The organism is Commensalibacter nepenthis (assembly GCF_029953305.1).
GTDB lineage: Bacteria > Pseudomonadota > Alphaproteobacteria > Acetobacterales > Acetobacteraceae > Commensalibacter > Commensalibacter nepenthis.
Genome location: NZ_JASBAN010000001.1, coordinates 749572 through 768152, shown reverse-complemented (window position 1 = coordinate 768152; position 18581 = coordinate 749572). Strand labels below are relative to the sequence as shown.

Below are 18581 nucleotides of genomic sequence, written 5' to 3'. Positions count from 1 at the left end.
CAGAAATTAATCACTCAAATTACTTAAATAATTATTAATCAATGTACCAGAACAAAAGAAAGGGGGAATACGTGATCCCTCTTTGCCATATTGTAAAGGTCGGTTATCAAAATCTCGTAAATATCCGCCAGCCGCTTCAAGGATTGCTTGAGGTGCAGCCGTGTCCCATTCCATAATAGAATTAAAGCGAAAATGCAAATCGGCTTTTCCCTCGGCAATGCGTAGAATTTTTGCAGCAGACCCCATTGCGTTGATCGAACAGGTTGGAAATCCTTGCAATGCTTTGCTTAGTTGAGGGTCATTTACGTGATTATGCGAGGTAATAATACGAAAACCATTCGTAGGAATAGTGCTGACATGTATAGGTGTTTTTCCATTTTTATCTATTCGCCAAGCTCCTTTACCAACAATACCACAAAAAATCTCTTGATAAGCGGGCAGAGCAACCACACCCAAGACAGGTTTATGATTACGAACAAGACCAATATTAATGGTAAAATTCTTGCTGCCTCGGATAAAGCCTTTGGTGCCATCCAAAGGGTCAACCAGCCAAAATTCAGAGCCAATATGCGTGTGAATACCTTCGGATGCTTCTTCTTCGGCAATAATGGGGATAGAGGGAACAGCCTTGCGTAAGCCCTGTAAAATAAGTGTTTCCGAAGCTTGATCTGCTTGCGTTACTGGGCTGAGGTCTGATTTTGTGGAAATAATTAACCCTTTTTCACGGATTTCATTGATAAGAATTGTGGCTTGTTTTGCCAAGTCAATTGCCAATTCCATTAATTGTTGGTCAGAAAAAGGGTGCATTGTAAAATTTGAGCCTAAATGAAGAACATTTGATTGAGCGTCAAGATGAGAAATTTGGTCACATGTAAAGTGGATTCTATTTTTATAATTCAATTAGCATTTAGAGAATATATCAAAAATATCACTGTGAGTAGATATTTATAGGATGCAACAAAGTTAAATAACTTTTCTGCATAGATATTATTGCTAGATGTGAAATCTGTTTATATAAAGAAACTGCATTTGATTAGGTTACTATTATAAATGAATATTAGATTAGGTGAAGCTGTTGTCTTCTCTCGTGCACGTGGATTTTCCATCTGTGTATGTGAATATAAGTTTGTAGGCGTATAAATGCTTCAAATTGGTTATATAGTTCGTTGGTAGAACGCTAAATTTAAAATTTAGAAATAGCAGGTTCGATATTTTTGTTTTGCTTAAAAATATAAATAAAATGATAATATAAATAAATGTATTTTCAATAAAAATTACAGGGAAGTGGGTTAATGACGGATAATGATATGGTTTATTGTAGAGGTTGTGGAAAACAAATTTACGAAAGTGATTCTTTTTGCCCTCATTGCGGTGCAGCACAAAAAGTAATAAGCAATAATGTCAATCCAAATGTTACTTCAAACTCTAATCCTAGCAATATAAATGTGAATACGAATCCCAATATCGCAGGAATGTCGCAAAAAAGATTGGCAGCTGCTTTGTTTGCTTTTTTCTTGGGAGGTCTTGGTATTCATAAATTTTATTTAGGACAAGTGGGGTTGGGGATTTTGTATTTACTGTTTTGTTGGACTGGTATTCCGTTGATTGTGGGATTCATCGAAGGCATTATTTACATCAGTATGTCTGATGCTGACTTTACAGCTAAATATGGTGTATAAGTTCATTTGATCTTATGATTTTATATGATTTTTATGACGTAAAACTACCATTTTATAATGGTAGTTTTTTATATGACCGATCTTGTTTCAATATTGGACGATTAAAAGAAAGGTAATTTTTTTTGCTCTTTAATTTCCATGTTGGATATTTTTGTTATAGTGGGCATAATCGATATTAATTTAATCAAGTATATTTTTTAAAAATAAAGGAATTATAATGATGATACCAACAGTTAGCTTTGCCAGTTTAAAGAAACCCGAAAAAGGGGATATTGTTCTTTTTACGTTTGAAAATGGTGAACAAAGTGATTCTTTTCGTGTGATAAACAAAGCGTTGGGTGATGCATTAACACGTGCGATCGCAGCAGAGGAATATAAAGGGAAGTTAGGGCAAGTTTGTAAATTGGTTGCCCCAGGTGCAGAATATAGCCATGTTGTGATTGTTGGTTTGGGCGAGCAAGGTGATTTCTCTATTGCCAAAGCGCGTCAAGCTGGCGGTGTGGCAGCAAAAACATTGCAACATAAAACCACTGCTTTAACAATGATGACCGATTGGGATTTTACTGAATATTCGACTTATTTTGCTTTGGGTGCATTATTAAGCGTGTATGAATTTAATAAATATTGCACTGAAAAAAATAAAAAGACCGATGCAAAACATTTAAAAGAAATTCAAATATTAACCTCTGATTTTGAGGCAGCGCAAAAAGATTGGAGTAATATTTCTGCGGTGGCAGAAGGATCTTATTTAACCAGAAATTTGGTGAATGAACCTGCTAATCATTTAACACCTCCTGAATTTGCTAAACGTATTAAAGAGTTAGAAGCCTTAGGTGTCTCTATTGAAATCCTAAATAGAGCGAAAATGGAAGAGCTAGGTTTTGGTGCATTATTAGGTGTGGCTCAGGGCAGTGATGCTGAACCTCAAACCGTTATTATGCAATGGAAAGGTAATCCAGAAGATAAAGAGGCTCCAGTAGCATTCTTAGGAAAAGGGGTTACTTTTGATTCTGGTGGAATTTCTATTAAGCCAGCAGGCGGTATGGAAGACATGAAGATGGATATGGCTGGAGCTGCGACAGTTGTTGGGTTAATGAAAACCTTGGCGACACGTAAAGCCAAAGCGAATGTTATTGGGGTTGTTGGTTTGGTTGAAAATATGTTGTCTGGCAACGCACAACGTCCAGGCGATATTGTCACCAGTGCTTCTGGTCAAACGATTGAAGTGTTAAATACAGATGCCGAAGGACGTTTGGTATTGGCAGATATTCTTTGGTATACTCAAGATCGTTTCAAACCTCGCTTTATGATTAATCTTGCAACATTGACTGGTGCGATTGTTGTGGCATTAGGATATGAATATGCTGGTTTATTCTCTAATAATGACGAGCTTTCAGAACGCCTATCAACCATTGGGAATGATATTGGTGAGAAAGTATGGCGTATGCCAATGGGACCAGCTTATGATAAAGCTCTTGATGCACAATTCGCAGATATGCAAAATATAGGTGGTCGTGATGGTGGTTCTATTACCGCAGCTCAATTCTTACAACGCTTTGTAAATAAAACTCCTTGGGTGCATTTGGATATTGCTGGCACAGCTTATACTGGCAAAGGAACAGATAATGGTCCCAAAGGTGCAACCTCTTTTGGTGTATGTTTGTTAAACCAATTGATTAAAGAACATTACGAAGCCTAAGGATTATTAATATGGCCTCTGTTGGCTTTTATCATTTAACCAAGACCAGTGTGGAACAAGCATTACCTGCTTTGTTAACACGTACGATGCAGGTGAAAGAGCATGGGTTGGTGTTGTGTAAAGATGACCAACAGATTAAAAACCTAACAGAGGCTTTATGGCGTATTACGCATCCTGTGTGGCTGCCGCATGGGTGTCAAACTTCTAGACATCAAGATATTTCTCCTGAGTGGCAACCAATATGGTTAACGGTGTCCGAAGAAAATCTTAATGAAGCTGCTTTTTTATTTATTGTAAAAGGGCAGTCCTCTATTTCACTATCTTCTTTTAAACGTGTTTTTGATTTATTTGATGGTAATGACGAACACGCAGTGCAACAAGCACGAGAGCGGTGGCGGTTTTTAAAGCAAGAAGGTCATGAGCTGACCTATTGGAAGCAAACCGATAAAGGATGGGAACAAGGCGGAAAATAGTATTTTGTGCTTTTTTGTTTCTTTCTTTGGTATTTTACGCTAGTGAATAAACACTTCATTTTATATTTATATCAAATTATCGCTTATCCATGATAAAGGAATAAGATCCTGTCAATTTTTATTCTTTGTTTATTATTGTTAATCGTCATGTTGATGGGATTACAGGGTGGGATCGCCGCTAAACGATATTATCGAGGGTATTCTTTAACAGGTTTAGAGAATGTTCCTTTGATAGGATCTTTTGTGGGTTGTATCCTTACTTTTATTTATTCAGTTTTTTATTTATCCACAACAAATTTATCTTTGCCAATTATTAATAAAATATTTGGTTTTAGTTTTTATCTTGATTCATTAAATTCTTTTTGTTTATTTTGCCTTTTTTTATGCGGTGGATTGTTTGTTTTTTTTAGGCGAGAGCTAGGCGTTTCTCATTATTTTCTGTTGCCTTATGTGAATACGTTATTGTTGCTGTTAACAGGAAATCTATATTTATTTATAGGTCTTTTATCCATTTTAATGATGATGACTTATGGTCTTTCAATAGGGAAAACCATTGTTCCTTTTATTGGACTAGCCAGTTTATGTATTGTAATTGTTTTATTGCCTGTGCAAGTAGGAGTACAGGGGAATTTTGTTTATTTATCCTTTGAAATATTACGACAGATTAGCTTCCCCCCTATTATATTATTTTTTGTATTATTAGTAGGTAGCGTTTTTATGGGATTTGCCCCTTTGAGCCAGTGGCGTATGAATGTTGCGCGGCAAGGAAAAGGAGATGTCGTTTATAATTTTATGCATCTGTTATTATCGATGGCAGGGATGTATTTATTATTACGATTTTATATTGATTTAGGTAGAAAAAGTGAAACTTTTTGGTTATCCTTTCTTGTAATAATGATGGGCGTTATTGCAGCCTGTTATGCTGGGTGGCAAAGTTTGGTTGTCAAAAGTTTGCAAGAACGTATTAGCTGTTTATACATATTGGGTAATGCTGTTCTTGTGCAAACCGTCGGAATTATCACGTCTTTTATGGTTCCTGGACAACAACAATGGATTCCATTTTCTAATGATGTGCTGTATTTTGGCTTATTTATTCAGTTTATAGGATTTAGTTTTGTTTTTTTATTATCGGGTTTTTTAAAAGATTATCAAAGAACACAGTTGGAAAAACAATCTATTCCTTCATCAATTTTGATCTCTTTATTACTTTTAAGTTTTTTGTTATCAGGTTTTCCTCCATTTGCTGGTTTTGCAATATTGTGGGGCAATCTGCAATTATTATTAACCATGCCAGCAGGGCATCATTTAACGAATACGCTATTAACAACAGGTATTCTTGGGTTAAATGCCGTTATATTAATTGTTTCTTTATTGGGATGGATACGATTAATTTTAACAGGTGGTGTGCAGTCTTTACAAAAATCTTTATTGGAATTATCAAATTATTTTTCATTAAAATCGTTTGCAGAGATAAAAATAGGTATTGCTGCTTTATTTATGATTTCGTTACTACCAGGCTGCGTTTTTATCTTGGCACGTTCTGTTGTAAGCAATGTCATGGGTGTCTCTGAGGCATCTGATAATTTTTTTACTTTCACGATTTCTACATCCCATATTTCATTCACGCCTTGGCTGGTTGCAGGGGTATTTATTGGTATTGTATTAATGATAGGGTGGGTTGCACGTAAAGAAAGAAGAAAAGCACCAACCTTATTATTAAGGGATTCTAATTCACGACCTAATATAAATCGTCCCATTATTGTAGAGGAAACGAGTTTTTCATTTGGACAAGCAAGTTTTCAAGCAATGTTAGAAAGACGTTTTTTATTTATACATTACTTTTCTGTTATTAATTATACAATTTGTAAAAACTGGCTACGATTAAAGAAAATTTGTTTGAGACGTGTGCATCATATTAATCTTTTTGTTTGGCAATATCAAAATATGTTTATGTTGATGATGATCGCAATTATTCTTATTTCTATTGGTATGATTGCACGGTGATTACAATGATGTTTTGGTTATTAACTTTTGTTGTCACTTTGTTGCATTTATTGATGGTTTTATTTTTGGCTCCCTCGGTAATGGGGTTTCAAAAATGGTTAGAGGCAAAGATACAAGGGTTGCCTGTTGTTCCTTTTTGGTTTTATTGGGGTGAAATCTATTCTGTTAATATCAAACGTTTATCCAGTTTTTTAACCATTACTTATTCATACACTTCTTTATTACCTTTTATAGCGCTAGGGGCAGTGATTATTGCAGCTTTGATGGTGCCTACTTTTACGGTAGGGATGGTAACTGCTTCTTTTTCTGATTTTTTATTAATTATTGCTTTATTAATGATGATCCCTGTATCCTTTTTCTTAGTGTCTTTGCGATATGATTCTTTGAAGAGCTTGAAATTATTACAAACAACGCTGGTTGATAATTTATTATTTCTTCCCGTGTTGTTTTTTGTTTTAACGATTATTCGTTTTATTACAGGCAGCACATTTTTGGATGTTGTGGTGATCTTTTTCCATCAATTTGGTGAAATTCCTTTGATGGCGTATTGTCCCTTGCTGGTTGTGGCTTTTTCTTTGTTATTTGTTGTTTGGGATATGCCTAATTTTTCCCAAAGAGAAGGGATGGATGGATTTGGTGGTGCAGATAGAGGATTGCTGCTTTATACGAATGATGTGCAATTTTTGGTTTGGTTATCCTTAATAGCACTATTTCTATGGCCACAAAGTTTGGCTATTTTGCAATTTGGCGATCATTATTTTGAGAATTGGTTGCGTGCCGTTCCTTTTGGATTTCTAGCTTGGGTTACTAAAATTGTTGCTGAGTGTTTTGTATTGGCAATGATGCGTAGCTTATTGCTGTTTTCAAGTGGTATTTATCGTGTTGGTATTGCAGTTGTCTTAAGTTTCTTGGCTATTATTTTATATTTTGCTGGTTTAAGTGGAGAGTAAACATGTGGCTTTCCTTATTTATAAGTATTTTATTACTGGCAACAATTGGTGGCGTATCTCATCCTTCTGCTCAAAGTTTTTCTCACGCAATATTAACGATTTTTTGCTTATTGGCAGGAAAAGAAAACGCGCTTGATCCCCAAATTACTCTAGGATGTATGGTCTTATCATTTGTGTCTGGAGTTGTTTTAAGTATTATTTTAAGGCGACAATCTTTTCCTCGCTCTTTTAAAGAGTTATTTGCAGGGCTGTTTTTTGTTATTTTAATGGTTTCATTGATTGTATATATTTTACCTCCGTCTTTACCACGGTTGGAATATGGTATTGTTTTATCCATTATTTTAATAGGTATGGTGTATAGTGTTTTAGGGAAAACAGTTGGTGGACAAATTATGGGAGTAGCATGTGCATTAAATGCATTATCTTTGGTTGTTGGTTTGAATGGACAAGGAATGGCTTTTATTGCATTGGCTCTGTTTTACAGTGTTTTTTTACTAATGTCTTGTATTGTTGTTTCTAGATTAGGGCGGTTCTAATTGTGGAAACAATAAATGATCTTGCAAAATTATTATATTGGGGTTGCGTCATTTGGCCTTTGGTTGGAATGGCGGGTATTTTTGCATGTGAAGGTCAAGCTACTAGAGCAAAATGCCATTTTGTTATTTCAATTATTTTAGTTTTTATCACAGCAGCTTCGGCTTGCTTGGTAGATGATTTTTTCCTATCTGTTGTTTGGAGCAGTGACGGGTTAACTCGCTTTTTACGTTTTATTATTGCGATTGGTGCTGGGATATCAACGATTTTATTAAAATTTTGGGCACCCAGAAGTCTTTTCTTTGCCAAAGAAGATAAAAGATCATTGTGGAATTTATTATTATTCCATTCGTTAATTGCGGTCTCGATGTTAGCAGTTGGGGTTAATAATCTTTTTATTGCTTTATTGTTCATTGTCGTATTGGCAGCGTTGTTAATGTTGGGATGTATGCTGATACAAGGTGGCAGCAGCGTCAAAGCAGGTTGGGGATATTTTCGTTTAGTATTATTATTTGCAATGATGGCTGTGGTTTCAGCATTTTTACTTGCGTCGGTTCCAATTGATAATGCACCTTATTTGGCACAATTTAGCAGTGTCTTATTAAGTTTAAGCCTTGTTTTGATTGCAGGCTTATTTCCAATGTCTATGTTTTTTCTAGGGTTGACTATGGAACTGCCTTTGATCTTGGGAGGCATTGGGTCTTTTATTCTTTCTGTGTCAACGATTGCTACTTTTTTAAGATTATATCAGCTTCCTAATTATCAACCTTCTGCAAATTTGTTAATTATTTTAGTAGTCATTAGTTTATGTTTCGTAATCATTAATGAACAAAACCGTCAACGATCTTCTTTGTGCCTTAGTTCTATATTCTTAATTGCCATGAGTATTTTAGGAGGTATTTTTGCTAATCATGTTGAGGGGTTTTACAGCGCTTGCTTATTTATGATGGCATTGGTTATTTTTGCACCGTTGGGATATATGATGAGCCAAAAGCAAAGAAATAATCAGGAAGCATGTGAGGGGTGGGTAATGTTGGCATTATCTGGATTGCCTCCTATTGGTATTTTTTTGGCTTGTGTGGTGTTATTTGCTTATTTAATGCAAACGATGCCAGTTGTTGGGGTAATTATTATTGGGTTGTTTTTGATCAGAGGATATATTTTGTTTCAAAAAGGCAGAACTATATTTTTTTCTCCAGAAATGTTTAATAAAGAAATACAATTAATTCTGAGCATTATTATTGTGCAAACATTGATACTTCCTTTCTTGACATCAAGTTGGCTTTATCAAATTTCGTTTGAATTTATCAAACATCATGGTGGGTTATGAGTGAATCTGATCCACCGTTAATGACGCATACCAAAGCTGCGGATTTAATTAAAAAGCACAAAAGAGAGAGTAAATTTTTTTTTCGAGTAGAAGAAGATGAATGGAGGGAAGTTGTTTTAAAACTCCCACTGGATCGTTTAATTTTCCTTGCGATGTGGTGCAGTGGTAATGATATCAATATTTTGTTTCTTGAGAATGGGTTTCGTCCTTTGGGGGTCAGGGTTGCTTTTTCAATCGATCGTTATTTAGCAATCTCTCAAATTCGCCCAGCAGCGATTATTTATGAACGTATGATTTGGGAATTATGGGGCAAAGAAGCAATGAATGCAGTTGATTTGCGTCCATGGTTAGATCGTGGAATGTGGAAACATACTTGGCCGTTATCTTCTAAACATGCCCCAACAAGTTGGCCACCAGAGCAATATGATTACGAGCTGCCGACTGATATTATTGAACAAGGTGGAGAATTTGCAACGATTGATCCTTCTTCCTGTCATGGTTTTTCACCGTCTTTGTGGCGTTTTGCAATGATGGGTGAAAAAATTATAAAAGCAGAATCTTTATATGGTTATACCCATCGTAGTATTTTATCCAATTTGATTAATAAAAATGTCTTGGATGTTTTACCGCAAATTAGTCGTATTAACGCGGTCGATAGTATCGCACATCAAATTGCATTTGCACATGCTATTGAAGATATGGCACAATTTATGCCAACAGTCAGGGTATTACGCAAACGGGTAATTTTATCAGAGCTTTCTAAAATCCTTGCATATTTGCTCTATTTATCTCAATTATTTCGTCAATTAGGTATTGGAATAATTGCATCTCGATGTGAGATTGCACGCGAATTATTAATGCGTTGGAGTGCGCATTATTATGGGCATCGGTGGTTAATGGATTGTGTATTTCCTGGTGCAGTTCGTTCGATTGATGAGATGGAGGGCGAAGCAGCAGAAACCTTGCCACAAAAAGTGAAATATTTATGCAATGAAGCGCATAAATTGATGCATGGTTTTCCAGGATTAATAGAGAGCTTGCAAGATGTTGGAGTATTAAGTACAGAACAAGCCATTCAGTTTAATATTGGCGGGGTTATCGGTCGTGCGTCTGGGCGTGATGTCGATATTCGTCGATATATGCCTGAATATCGTTTGGAATGGTTGTCGCCTCGTACTTTTACCAGTGGGGATGTTTATGCACGCATGCAATTACGTTTTCAAGAAATTGATAATGCCTTACAAATTATTGAAACCATTCTGCAAGATGTTGAAGAAGATGTTCCTGTTCAAGATAAGCACATCATTGTTGAAACATTATATGGTGAGGGAATAGGAGTATGCGAAGGTGTGCAAGGGGATTTGTGGTACTATATCAAAGTAGAGGCTGGGATTATTAAGGATATATTTATTCGTGATCCAGCTGCTAATCAAGCCTATGTATTACAAAATATTTTGCAAGATGAACTCTGGGAAAACCAATCTATTATTCGATCCTCTTTTGGGATTTTATCAACGGGTGTTGATCTATAAAAGGTTAAGAAATGGCTGTTATACGTGCATTATTTGACTCTGTTTTTGGAAAAATAAAACCTTTAGATCAAAAAACAGGTCATACCAATCAGATTTTACATCTTTTTCCGGTGCCTTGTGGGGATTGTAATGGTTGTATTCTAGAGATAAATGCACTACGAGGGGCAGCATTTGATATTTCAGCCAGCGGACTAGCCTTTGTCGATCATCCAGCCATTGCGAATATTTTATTGATTACTGGTGTGTTAACCCGTTCTATGATCCCGTATTTAGAGAAAAATTGGGAATTAATGCCAGAGCCAAAAGCAATTGTTACGGTTGGTGCTTGTGCAATGAATAGGAATGTGTTTAAAGAAAATTATACGGTTTTAAAAGAAAGTACTGGAGGGGAAGATTGTATCTTGAAAATCGAAGGTTGCCCCCCAGCACCTCAACAGATTATGGTGGGGTTATTGGGGGTGTTGGGGCTTCGTCCGCAGTCTGAGTCGAATCTTCCTCGTCCTCCTCACTCGCCTCTTTATGAAGAGCCTCGGCATCCGCCCTTAATAGACGAAAACTCCGATAGCTCAAAGGGATAGTGCATAAATAGAGTAAGCCACTAAATGCAAAAGTACCCCACGGGTCTGCAACCAATACGGTTGCATAAATTGATGTTCCCAAGAATAATGGTAAGACATAGGCTGTGGGAACTTTGAAATTCTTAAATGACCAAATAGGAATGGTCGAAATCAATAAGAAAGAAGTGGTGACCAGCATAATAATGGTTAAGATTTCAGAATGTGCAATATGAATCAAAAAATCCCATTGCAGCTTATTTGCCTCAAGCCCGAGGAATACAGGGAATAAAACAATTCCAGCACCCGCAGGTGCAGGGACACCTGTGAAAAAATTACTGGCATATTTTGGATTGTCTTTGTCTTCCAAGGATGCATTGAAACGAGCCAGTCTTAATGCCATACAAGCGGCAAACATTGCACAAGGGACAAAAGCATAACCACTTTTTATATCTTGTAATGCCCACATATATAAAATAAAGCAAGGCGAGATACCAAAAGATAAAAAGTCAGCTAAACTGTCCAGCTCTGCACCAAAGCGACTGGTTCCTCGTAATAAACGCGCGATACGCCCATCTAAACCATCAAAGCAAGCAGCGATTACAATAGCAATGACCGCTTTGTCAAAATCGCCATGAATCGCACTGCGGATACCAATTAGACCTGCGCATAATCCCAGCATTGTCAAAAGGTTAGGAATGATACGGTTAAAGGATATTCCTTTGACTCTGGGGCGTATTTTTTGACGTAATATTAAATTACGTCGCGCACGTAGAGATAATGATTTGGGTGTTTTAGAATTTAGAGACAATGGTTTCACCACCAATCATAGTTTGCCCAACTTGCACGGTTGGTATGCAGTTTTCAGGTAAATATAAATCAACACGAGATCCAAAACGGATTAACCCATAAATTTCGCCTGCTTCATATTGGTTTTCAACATTGGCATTACAAACGATTCGACGTGCGATAAGCCCTGCAATTTGAACAACAATTAATTGTTGACCATTCGGTAATGTCATACAAATAGCATTACGCTCGTTATGTTCAGATGCTTTGTCCAAAGAGGCATTGAAAAATTTCCCCTTGATATATACCCGGCTAGTCACGGTGCCTTTGGCTGGAATACGTTGTAAATGTACGTTTAATACAGATAAGAAAATAGAAACACGCCAAACAGGCTTTTCCGGCATTCCCAGATTCGCAGGGGGCATGATACAATCGATTGCTGATACAGTACCATCCGCAGGGGATATAATTACATTTTCTTCGGTAGGGATGACCCGCTTTGGATTACGGAAAAAATACCAAACAAATCCAAAACAAAGTAAGCCAAGCTTACCAATGAAACGGGTAAGGCGCCATTTTGTCAAACGACCCAAGATAGATACAGTGGCTGCTATGATGAGGAAAGGGTGGCTGGCAGGATGTGGTTTGCACATACTGGATTGAATCGATTTTAAAATAGACATGTAAACGTAACCTTTTGGACGTGATATTCTTAAATCAGTTAGAAGTTTTTAAATTCAAACTGGATTTCGATGATTTGCTTTGTAGTATATAGTTTTTTTTCAAAGGTGCCACTGTAATTGGTGCATAAAGATTTTTTTCAATTTCAATCAAATGATACCCCCCCAAGAAAGGAACAAAGAATAATCCTGTAAATTCAAGTATTTTGTTTGTTCTTAACGAAACAGAATTCATTATTTTAGGGGGGAAATATAAAACACGTTCATAATGATTAATACGAAACATATGTTGTTTTAAGACAATATTTAATTTTTGAACAAAAAAAGCATTTCTGTATCGAAAAGAAATATTATCAATAACCGACCACCATCCAAGTTTATTTGGTAAGAGTAATATAATCTTTCCATGATCTTCCAAGGTTTCCCAGCATGAGCGCAGGAGCAAACCAAACTGTTCCTTGGACATTCTGGCATCATGTACATACAAAATACGGTTGATACTGCATGCTTGTAAAGGAAACGAATCAATAGATAAATGACATATATTTTGATTTTGATTATATAGAGATTTTAAATTCTTAGAGGGAAAAGAATCTAATATCCCATGAATATGATACTGAGGATACCAAGCATTCGTTGGGATCAAAGAGGGGGTTTGTCCCAATGTAAAGAGGGATAAGCCATATAAATTAGGCCATAATAGAGATAATTTGTATTGAAGATAGATTGCAATTCCTTGTTTTTTTTGACATGGATCGGTTAGAATAGAATTAAAGTCGTAGGTCATTGCAACCTTTTCCTGAAGAGTGAATTTTAGTTTAAAAAAGGATAATGGTTAAAATAAGGAGAAAGCATGTCTATTATTATTGAACCCATTTCTTTCTATGAGTCAAATTATGCATGGTTGATGATTGATGAAAAGAGCAAAAAAGCAATTGTTGTTGATCCAGGCGATGCAAATCCTGTTTTAAAATTTTTGCAAGAGCGAGATTTATCGTTACAAGCGATTTTAATTACCCATTTTCACGACGATCATATTGGCGGCATTGCGGCGTTAAAAGATAAGTACCACTGTAAAATATATGCCCCTTTGAAAGAGGTCAGTAAAATACCAAATGTCGATCGAACGGTCCAAGACGGAGACGTTATTTCTTTGGATGGGATAGATGACATTCGGGTTATAGAAACCCCCGGTCACACACTGGGTTCAATTTGTTATTATATTCCTGATTTAAAAGTGATATTCACAGGTGATACATTATTTAGTATGGGATGTGGACGCTTATTCGAGGGAAGCCCTCAACAAATGTATCATAGTCTGGCAAAGTTGGTGAATTTACCAGAGGATACTTTGGTATATTGTGCGCATGAATATACTGCTGATAATGGACGTTTTGCGACCTCAGTGATCTCTGAAAACATAGCGTTGAAAAATAGGGTAGAGAAGGTAAAACAACTCAGATCTCAATATTTGCCTACATTACCCATCTCGCTGTTGGAAGAAAAGAAAACGAATCCCTTTTTATTGGCAAAAAATGTTGATGAATTTACGATGTTTCGTAAGGCAAAAGATCATTTTGTATAATGGTCGATGAGCATCTTTAGATCATTATACCAATTTGCATGTAAAGGAATGGCTCCCAGATACAACACACCATCACGAATCAAGAGTGTTAAATGAATTTGTGATGGGAGTGAAGTTTGGGAGAGTTCTTGTTGTAATTTAGCACAACATTTTAAAAAGGATAATTGTTCGTAAATTGCTTGATTAATGCCATTTAAATAAAGTGATAACTCCCCCGTTGGAAGGATTTGAGGTAAGGGTAAATAGAATTTTCCTGTGGAATTGATGGATAAATGATTCCAACTTAAATCAGCATTTTGAACAAGTAATTTGTATAAATGATTGGATTCTTGAACAAGTGCTGCTTGAATATGCGTATTTTGCAGTTTTTGTGAGGGTAAGTTGGTAATAGTTGCAGTAATTTCTTGAATATCAAGTGTTAAGAAAGCCAGACTTTCTTGAGGTGTCGTTTGAACATTCCAATGCAACTGGGATCGTAAATTTTTAAATTGTAGAGATTGAATTATTTCTGAGGATAATGAGGGGCTGGTGTAAAAGATGTCATCACATTGTAAGGAAAATGAACTTTGTGAACTCTTTCCTAAGATAGGTGTATAGATATTCCAAGTCGTACTATGAATTTGAAAACATTGGTTTGAATTATCAAAGGTGCAAATAAGCTGTTCTCCATCAAGATGGATTGAAATGCTTGAAGGATGTAATAAAGAATATGAAATATTTGCTTGTCTGGCTTGCCAAAGAATTGGTGGCGAAGGGGAGGAAATATCTTTTTGTATCGTTGGATAATCAATCATTACTTGTGGCCATATTGTCCATTTAGAGACAGTGGCAGGCTGAAACTTCAATAATAATCCTCGTTTTTTTAAAATATTTTGTTGATCGATTAAATATTGGTTTATTGTTTGTTTTAAATAGGTTTGTAAAGATACATATGTAAATAAAAAGAAAAGAGATATTATCCCCAGAAAAAACAGTTTTCTATAGAATGTTTTTTTATGGATGAATAAATGTCGTTTACTGTGATTAATCATATGAAATTCAAAATTTTATAAATAATAGATTCGATCTTTTAAAAAATCCACAAGAGAGATTCGTAAAAAATCAAGAAAATAAATAAATATTTTTTTTTGTTGACTGTTGTAAAATGAGAGAAAATCAAGGGTTGTATAGAATCGATTGAATTAGCCGACGACTCTGAGTTTCAGAATCTTTATTAAAAGACCCACAAAGTTATCCACAGGGTTACTCACTGCGATTCCAACCTAGACCAACTGCGTTCAATAGCAGCCAACGTTTCTTTACGATTGCTTGTATCGGTAATGGCGGGATGAATGACAATGTGGATTGTTCCTGGATATTTAAAAAATGAATTTCTTGGCCAGCAATAACCTGAGTCAAGACTGACAGGAACAATTTTTAAATTTAATTGGTTTGCGATTGCAACGGTGCCTGCGTGTAGTTTTACTTTTTCACCAACGGCGGTGCGGGTTCCTTCTGGAAAGATGATGATTTGTCTGAAATCATTAACAGCTTTTTGGCAATCTTGGATTAAGTTTTTTAAAGCCTTGACGCCACCTTGTCGATCCAGCGGGATCATTCCCGATAACAATAACATCGGACCCACCAAAGGAATACGAGTGAGTTCTCTTTTCATAATATATGCGGGGCGGTCTAGCAGATTCATCCATATAAATGTATCAAATGCTGATTGATGTTGAGAGGCGATCAAAAAGGATTTGTCCTGGGGAAGGTTTTCTCGACCTATAATTTGAGTGGAAATCTTACAGATTTTTTCCAGTCCGCCCAAAGAAAGGCGTGTCCATAATTGAGCATACACCAACGCATGTCTCTTTGCTATAAAACGAATAGCAAAAGCAATAATGCCCATGAAAATGGTTAATGTGATAAAATAGATAGAAAAAAGAAAAGAACGAATTAAAATCATCAAAAATCAGCTTTTTATGGAGTATTTTTCAAGAAATCTTCTTTGGGACGTGTTGTATGTATCAGACCTGTATAGGCAGCAAGAAATTTATTATATTCAAGAAATAGTAATCTCATAGAGTGTAGGTGAGATAAAGTTTCTTTTTTATCATTGCGAGCAACATAAGGATATAGTTTAACATTTTCTAATAAACTTTGCATTTCTACGATTGCACGGCGAATATGATAGCTAGAGGTTACAATAATAAGAGAATCGAGATGGTAATAATGCGCCCAAGCTGCGGTTTCAATTGCATTCCCCATCGTAGAGGTCGCATTATGTCCCAATGTAATGTGATCGCGGTCATGTTGCGTTAAAGAGAACGGCAGGATTCTCTCTATATCATCCAGATGGGTCGTGGGGGGTACCCCAGATATTAATAAATATTTGCCATGGTTGGATTGTAATAATTTAATTGCGTTTTCAATGCGTTTTGCCCCACCAGTTAAGACAACGATTCCTTGTGCATTGGGGATAGAAGGATTATACGTCAATGTATCAATCACAAAAACAATAAAACCAAAGCCCCAGACAAGAAAAATTCCTACGATTCCCCATACAATAATCCATTTTGATTGCAAGCGTGGCTTATCCATGTTTTACGTTAAACGCCTTAGCCAAAAGTAAACGATCATAGTAGTGGTCATCCATCCGATCAAATAATTGCATATTGGCAGTAGAATAAAAAGCCCAAAAAGTTGAAAAGGTGTTGTGATTAGAAAATAAAACCAACTGGCATTGGATAGGGCTTGCCAATTGGGATCACTGCTAAAAGGTAAACATAGATAGGTTAAAAATAACAATAAAGGAACAGAGAAAAGGCTGCCTATTGTTCCACCAACACTCGCCAAAAAAGCACTTCTATTTGCAAATCGAAAAGAAATATAAGCATCTGATGCGCCAAGATTATGCAGAATTTCAATGGTTTGTTTACATTGCATCAATCCAGTTTTGGTCGATAATGCAATGACCGTTGCTGCGACTGAAATAACAATGATTAAGGATAAAAAAGCACTTGTTTGTAAACTGTTAGCCAAAGCATTTAATCGTTGGTTCCAAAAATTACTTTGCTCGATTGAAATATCAGGAACAGTTTGTTTTAAAGTTTGTTCCAATTTGGGTGATAGCGGGGGATCATGTTTTAAATGCAGTTCAATAATTGCTGGAATAGGCAAAGCAAATGATTGAATAGTTTCGTGTAACCAAGGGGCGAGTAATTCATCAATTTCTTTGTCAGTCATTTGATGAAATGAATTAAGTTCTTTAGAGGTTGATAATAATGCAAGAATGCTTTGTATTTTCGTCTTTGCTGCGAGTGCGGGTTGTGGGGGTATTTGATCGCTAGAAGATAAAGATAATGCCTCATTTGGCATTGGTATTTGTAAAATAATCGTCGATGCTGCTCCAGCACTCCATCTTTTGGCAAGCTGTTGGCTGGCATATGCCCCAGCGATCGATAAAGCCGCAAGGAAAGTCATTGCCGCAACTAGGGGAATTAAAAATTGACCTGGCAATGCACGGTGCAGCTTTAAGCCATCTGATGTTTTATATTTAAACAGCATCACTGATCCATAATTGTCCATTTTCCAATTTCAAACGTGTCGCAGGAAATTGGCGAATTAATGCGTCATTGTGGGTTGCCATGATAATTGTGCACCCTAAATCATTCAAATCATAAAACAGATCCATAAGACGCTTGACTTGGTACTCATCCAAAGCGTTTGTGGGTTCGTCAGCAAGCAATAAATCAGGTCTATGGATGACAGCCCGCGCAATCGCAACGCGTTGCTGTTCGCCCCCTGATAACGTTTTGGGATAGGTGTATTTTTTATGTTCTAGCCCAATCCATTCTAATATGCGCGCATTTGAACGTTGGACAGTATTTTCATTGATATTTTGTAAGCGTAGAGGCAGTGCGATATTATCAAAAACCGTTAAATTCGGAATAAGTCTAAAATCTTGATAGACTATCCCGATGCGTTGCTTTAACCGACAGATTGTTGATCTGCGTGCATGATTAGTGGGCGTGTCCAAAATTGTTACCAGACCTGCATTTGGTTTTTTTTCAAGGTGCAACAACCGTAGCAAGGTCGATTTTCCAACCCCTGATGGACCTGTCAGCCAGCAGAAACCCCCCTGAGGAATATGTAAATCAACATTATCCAACAAAGTAATATCGTTTTTATAGTTTAAACTGACGCCATCAAGTTGAATCATTCGCTATGCTTTAATTTTCTTTTTGTTTTAAGATCAGAGAACTTATAAACGTCTTCCCAAAAAGGCTGTAATGGTTGCACAAAGTGCAGTCAAACCAATAAGCAAAAAACCATCAAAAATCAAAGAGGATGCAGAAATTGTATGACCTGCAACGGTTAAGGAGGATGGGATCAATTCTGTGCCGCGCCCAACCATATCCCGTATTTGGGGGTCTGCTGCATCGACCATGCCAACCGCAGAGCGCAGCAAGCTGGGTAATATTTTCCAGACAATACCGATGAGGAGCAAAAGAGGGGCAAAAATTTCAGCGACTTGTTGGATAAAGAAGAAAGCAAAATGGCATATTGCCCATATAATTGTTAAAAATAATTTGGATATGGGCATTCCAGAGGATGGATATTTTTTTGTATAATGCTGTTCAGGCATAGATGTGCTGAGACGTTCGTTTGTACGAGTGGTATCTGTGGGTATATTCACGAAATAATCCTCAAATAGACAATAAATTAGACTAATTATCTTTCTGTTTTCAGTAATATGCAACCCTATAAAAAGCAATATTTTTATGTAATTA

19 protein-coding genes and 1 pseudogene are annotated in these 18581 nt (G+C 36.4%); 10 read left to right on the top strand and 10 right to left on the bottom strand.

Features of this window, described 5'->3' with window-relative positions:
- Window positions 1-6: 6 nt before the first annotated feature.
- On the bottom strand, window positions 7-807 hold the full coding sequence (cysQ, locus tag QJV33_RS03505) for a 3'(2'),5'-bisphosphate nucleotidase CysQ (RefSeq protein WP_281462022.1): 801 nt from the start codon (window positions 805-807) through the stop codon (window positions 7-9).
- Between the two features lie 485 nt (window positions 808-1292).
- On the opposite strand from cysQ, the gene QJV33_RS11980 reads away from it, so the two are divergent.
- The 9 genes and pseudogenes from QJV33_RS11980 to QJV33_RS03460 form a co-directional block, all read left to right on the top strand.
- A complete protein-coding gene (locus QJV33_RS11980) occupies window positions 1293-1679 on the top strand; it encodes a TM2 domain-containing protein (RefSeq protein ID WP_346771127.1) in 387 nt (128 codons plus the stop codon).
- Window positions 1680-1899: 220 nt separating this feature from the next.
- Window positions 1900-3378 carry a leucyl aminopeptidase gene (locus QJV33_RS03495; RefSeq protein ID WP_408869664.1) on the top strand — a complete coding sequence of 493 codons (1479 nt, stop codon included), beginning with the start codon at window positions 1900-1902 and terminating at the stop codon, window positions 3376-3378.
- An 11-nt stretch (window positions 3379-3389) separates the two neighbouring features.
- Window positions 3390-3851, top strand: a complete 462-nt coding sequence (locus tag QJV33_RS03490; RefSeq protein WP_281462020.1) for a DNA polymerase III subunit chi — start codon at window positions 3390-3392, stop codon at window positions 3849-3851.
- A gap of 147 nt (window positions 3852-3998) precedes the next feature.
- Window positions 3999-5855, top strand: coding sequence for a hypothetical protein (locus tag QJV33_RS03485; RefSeq protein ID WP_281462019.1), 1857 nt, complete (start codon window positions 3999-4001; stop codon window positions 5853-5855).
- A 5-nt stretch (window positions 5856-5860) separates the two neighbouring features.
- Window positions 5861-6805 carry a hypothetical protein gene (locus tag QJV33_RS03480; RefSeq protein ID WP_281462018.1) on the top strand — a complete coding sequence of 315 codons (945 nt, stop codon included), beginning with the start codon at window positions 5861-5863 and terminating at the stop codon, window positions 6803-6805.
- Between the two features lie 2 nt (window positions 6806-6807).
- A complete protein-coding gene (locus QJV33_RS03475; protein WP_281462017.1) occupies window positions 6808-7341 on the top strand; it encodes a hypothetical protein in 534 nt (177 codons plus the stop codon).
- A gap of 2 nt (window positions 7342-7343) precedes the next feature.
- Window positions 7344-8669 (top strand): hypothetical protein, encoded by a 1326-nt coding sequence (locus QJV33_RS03470; protein ID WP_281462016.1) that lies wholly within the window; start codon window positions 7344-7346, stop codon window positions 8667-8669.
- Entirely contained in the window at window positions 8666-10201 is a 1536-nt protein-coding gene (locus tag QJV33_RS03465; protein WP_281462015.1) for an NADH-quinone oxidoreductase subunit D-related protein, read from the top strand. The genes QJV33_RS03470 and QJV33_RS03465 overlap by 4 nt, the downstream gene beginning before the upstream one ends.
- Window positions 10202-10212: 11 nt before the next feature.
- Window positions 10213-10596: pseudogene (locus QJV33_RS03460) on the top strand (NADH-quinone oxidoreductase subunit B family protein); the annotation flags it as partial.
- Window positions 10597-10639: 43 nt separating this feature from the next.
- Here QJV33_RS03460 and QJV33_RS03455 read toward each other — a convergent pair.
- From QJV33_RS03455 to QJV33_RS03445, 3 genes are read right to left on the bottom strand one after another with little or no spacing between them, the layout of a single operon-like run.
- Complete coding sequence (locus QJV33_RS03455; protein WP_408869647.1) at window positions 10640-11578, bottom strand: CDP-alcohol phosphatidyltransferase family protein; 939 nt, start codon at window positions 11576-11578, stop codon at window positions 10640-10642.
- Window positions 11550-12227 (bottom strand): phosphatidylserine decarboxylase, encoded by a 678-nt coding sequence (locus QJV33_RS03450; RefSeq protein WP_281462014.1) that lies wholly within the window; start codon window positions 12225-12227, stop codon window positions 11550-11552. Before QJV33_RS03450 ends, QJV33_RS03455 begins: the two co-directional genes overlap by 29 nt.
- A gap of 34 nt (window positions 12228-12261) precedes the next feature.
- The gene (locus QJV33_RS03445; RefSeq protein ID WP_281462013.1) at window positions 12262-13011 is read right to left on the bottom strand and encodes a hypothetical protein; all 750 of its coding nucleotides are present in this window, start codon (window positions 13009-13011) and stop codon (window positions 12262-12264) included.
- 66 nt (window positions 13012-13077) lie between these two features.
- On the opposite strand from QJV33_RS03445, the gene gloB reads away from it, so the two are divergent.
- Window positions 13078-13809, top strand: coding sequence for a hydroxyacylglutathione hydrolase (gloB, locus tag QJV33_RS03440; RefSeq protein WP_281462012.1), 732 nt, complete (start codon window positions 13078-13080; stop codon window positions 13807-13809).
- On the opposite strand, the gene QJV33_RS03435 is transcribed toward gloB, so the two are convergent.
- The 6 genes from QJV33_RS03435 to QJV33_RS03410 all read right to left on the bottom strand — a co-directional run bounded on the left by QJV33_RS03435 (window position 13797) and on the right by QJV33_RS03410 (window position 18487).
- Window positions 13797-14654 (bottom strand): DUF2125 domain-containing protein, encoded by an 858-nt coding sequence (locus tag QJV33_RS03435; protein ID WP_281462011.1) that lies wholly within the window; start codon window positions 14652-14654, stop codon window positions 13797-13799. The two genes, gloB and QJV33_RS03435, sit on opposite strands and share 13 nt — an antisense overlap.
- Before the next feature lie 401 nt (window positions 14655-15055).
- Window positions 15056-15754, bottom strand: a complete 699-nt coding sequence (locus QJV33_RS03430; protein WP_281462010.1) for a lysophospholipid acyltransferase family protein — start codon at window positions 15752-15754, stop codon at window positions 15056-15058.
- Between the two features lie 14 nt (window positions 15755-15768).
- Window positions 15769-16389 carry a YdcF family protein gene (locus QJV33_RS03425; protein WP_281462009.1) on the bottom strand — a complete coding sequence of 207 codons (621 nt, stop codon included), beginning with the start codon at window positions 16387-16389 and terminating at the stop codon, window positions 15769-15771.
- Between the two features lie 3 nt (window positions 16390-16392).
- Window positions 16393-17355, bottom strand: coding sequence for a cell division protein FtsX (locus tag QJV33_RS03420; RefSeq protein ID WP_281462008.1), 963 nt, complete (start codon window positions 17353-17355; stop codon window positions 16393-16395).
- Window positions 17345-18010, bottom strand: a complete 666-nt coding sequence (locus QJV33_RS03415) for a cell division ATP-binding protein FtsE (RefSeq protein ID WP_281462007.1) — start codon at window positions 18008-18010, stop codon at window positions 17345-17347. Before QJV33_RS03415 ends, QJV33_RS03420 begins: the two co-directional genes overlap by 11 nt.
- A 42-nt stretch (window positions 18011-18052) precedes the next feature.
- Window positions 18053-18487: a hypothetical protein gene (locus QJV33_RS03410; RefSeq protein WP_281462006.1), complete on the bottom strand. Its 435-nt coding sequence runs from the start codon at window positions 18485-18487 to the stop codon at window positions 18053-18055.
- Between the last annotated feature and the right edge of the window lie 94 nt (window positions 18488-18581).

Bases quoted from the DNA above. Each gene is read 5' to 3' on its own strand.
- cysQ (WP_281462022.1), bottom strand. From the start codon at position 807: ATGCACCCTTTTTCTGACCAACAATTAATGGAATTGGCAATTGACTTG.
- QJV33_RS11980 (WP_346771127.1), top strand. From the start codon at position 1,293: ATGACGGATAATGATATGGTTTATTGTAGAGGTTGTGGAAAACAAATT.
- QJV33_RS03495 (WP_408869664.1), top strand. From the start codon at position 1,900: ATGATACCAACAGTTAGCTTTGCCAGTTTAAAGAAACCCGAAAAAGGG.
- QJV33_RS03490 (WP_281462020.1), top strand. From the start codon at position 3,390: ATGGCCTCTGTTGGCTTTTATCATTTAACCAAGACCAGTGTGGAACAA.
- QJV33_RS03485 (WP_281462019.1), top strand. From the start codon at position 3,999: ATGTTGATGGGATTACAGGGTGGGATCGCCGCTAAACGATATTATCGA.
- QJV33_RS03480 (WP_281462018.1), top strand. From the start codon at position 5,861: ATGATGTTTTGGTTATTAACTTTTGTTGTCACTTTGTTGCATTTATTG.
- QJV33_RS03475 (WP_281462017.1), top strand. From the start codon at position 6,808: ATGTGGCTTTCCTTATTTATAAGTATTTTATTACTGGCAACAATTGGT.
- QJV33_RS03465 (WP_281462015.1), top strand. From the start codon at position 8,666: ATGAGTGAATCTGATCCACCGTTAATGACGCATACCAAAGCTGCGGAT.
- QJV33_RS03450 (WP_281462014.1), bottom strand. From the start codon at position 12,227: ATGTCTATTTTAAAATCGATTCAATCCAGTATGTGCAAACCACATCCT.
- QJV33_RS03445 (WP_281462013.1), bottom strand. From the start codon at position 13,011: ATGACCTACGACTTTAATTCTATTCTAACCGATCCATGTCAAAAAAAA.
- gloB (WP_281462012.1), top strand. From the start codon at position 13,078: ATGTCTATTATTATTGAACCCATTTCTTTCTATGAGTCAAATTATGCA.
- QJV33_RS03430 (WP_281462010.1), bottom strand. From the start codon at position 15,754: ATGATTTTAATTCGTTCTTTTCTTTTTTCTATCTATTTTATCACATTA.
- QJV33_RS03425 (WP_281462009.1), bottom strand. From the start codon at position 16,389: ATGGATAAGCCACGCTTGCAATCAAAATGGATTATTGTATGGGGAATC.
- QJV33_RS03420 (WP_281462008.1), bottom strand. From the start codon at position 17,355: ATGCTGTTTAAATATAAAACATCAGATGGCTTAAAGCTGCACCGTGCA.
- QJV33_RS03415 (WP_281462007.1), bottom strand. From the start codon at position 18,010: ATGATTCAACTTGATGGCGTCAGTTTAAACTATAAAAACGATATTACT.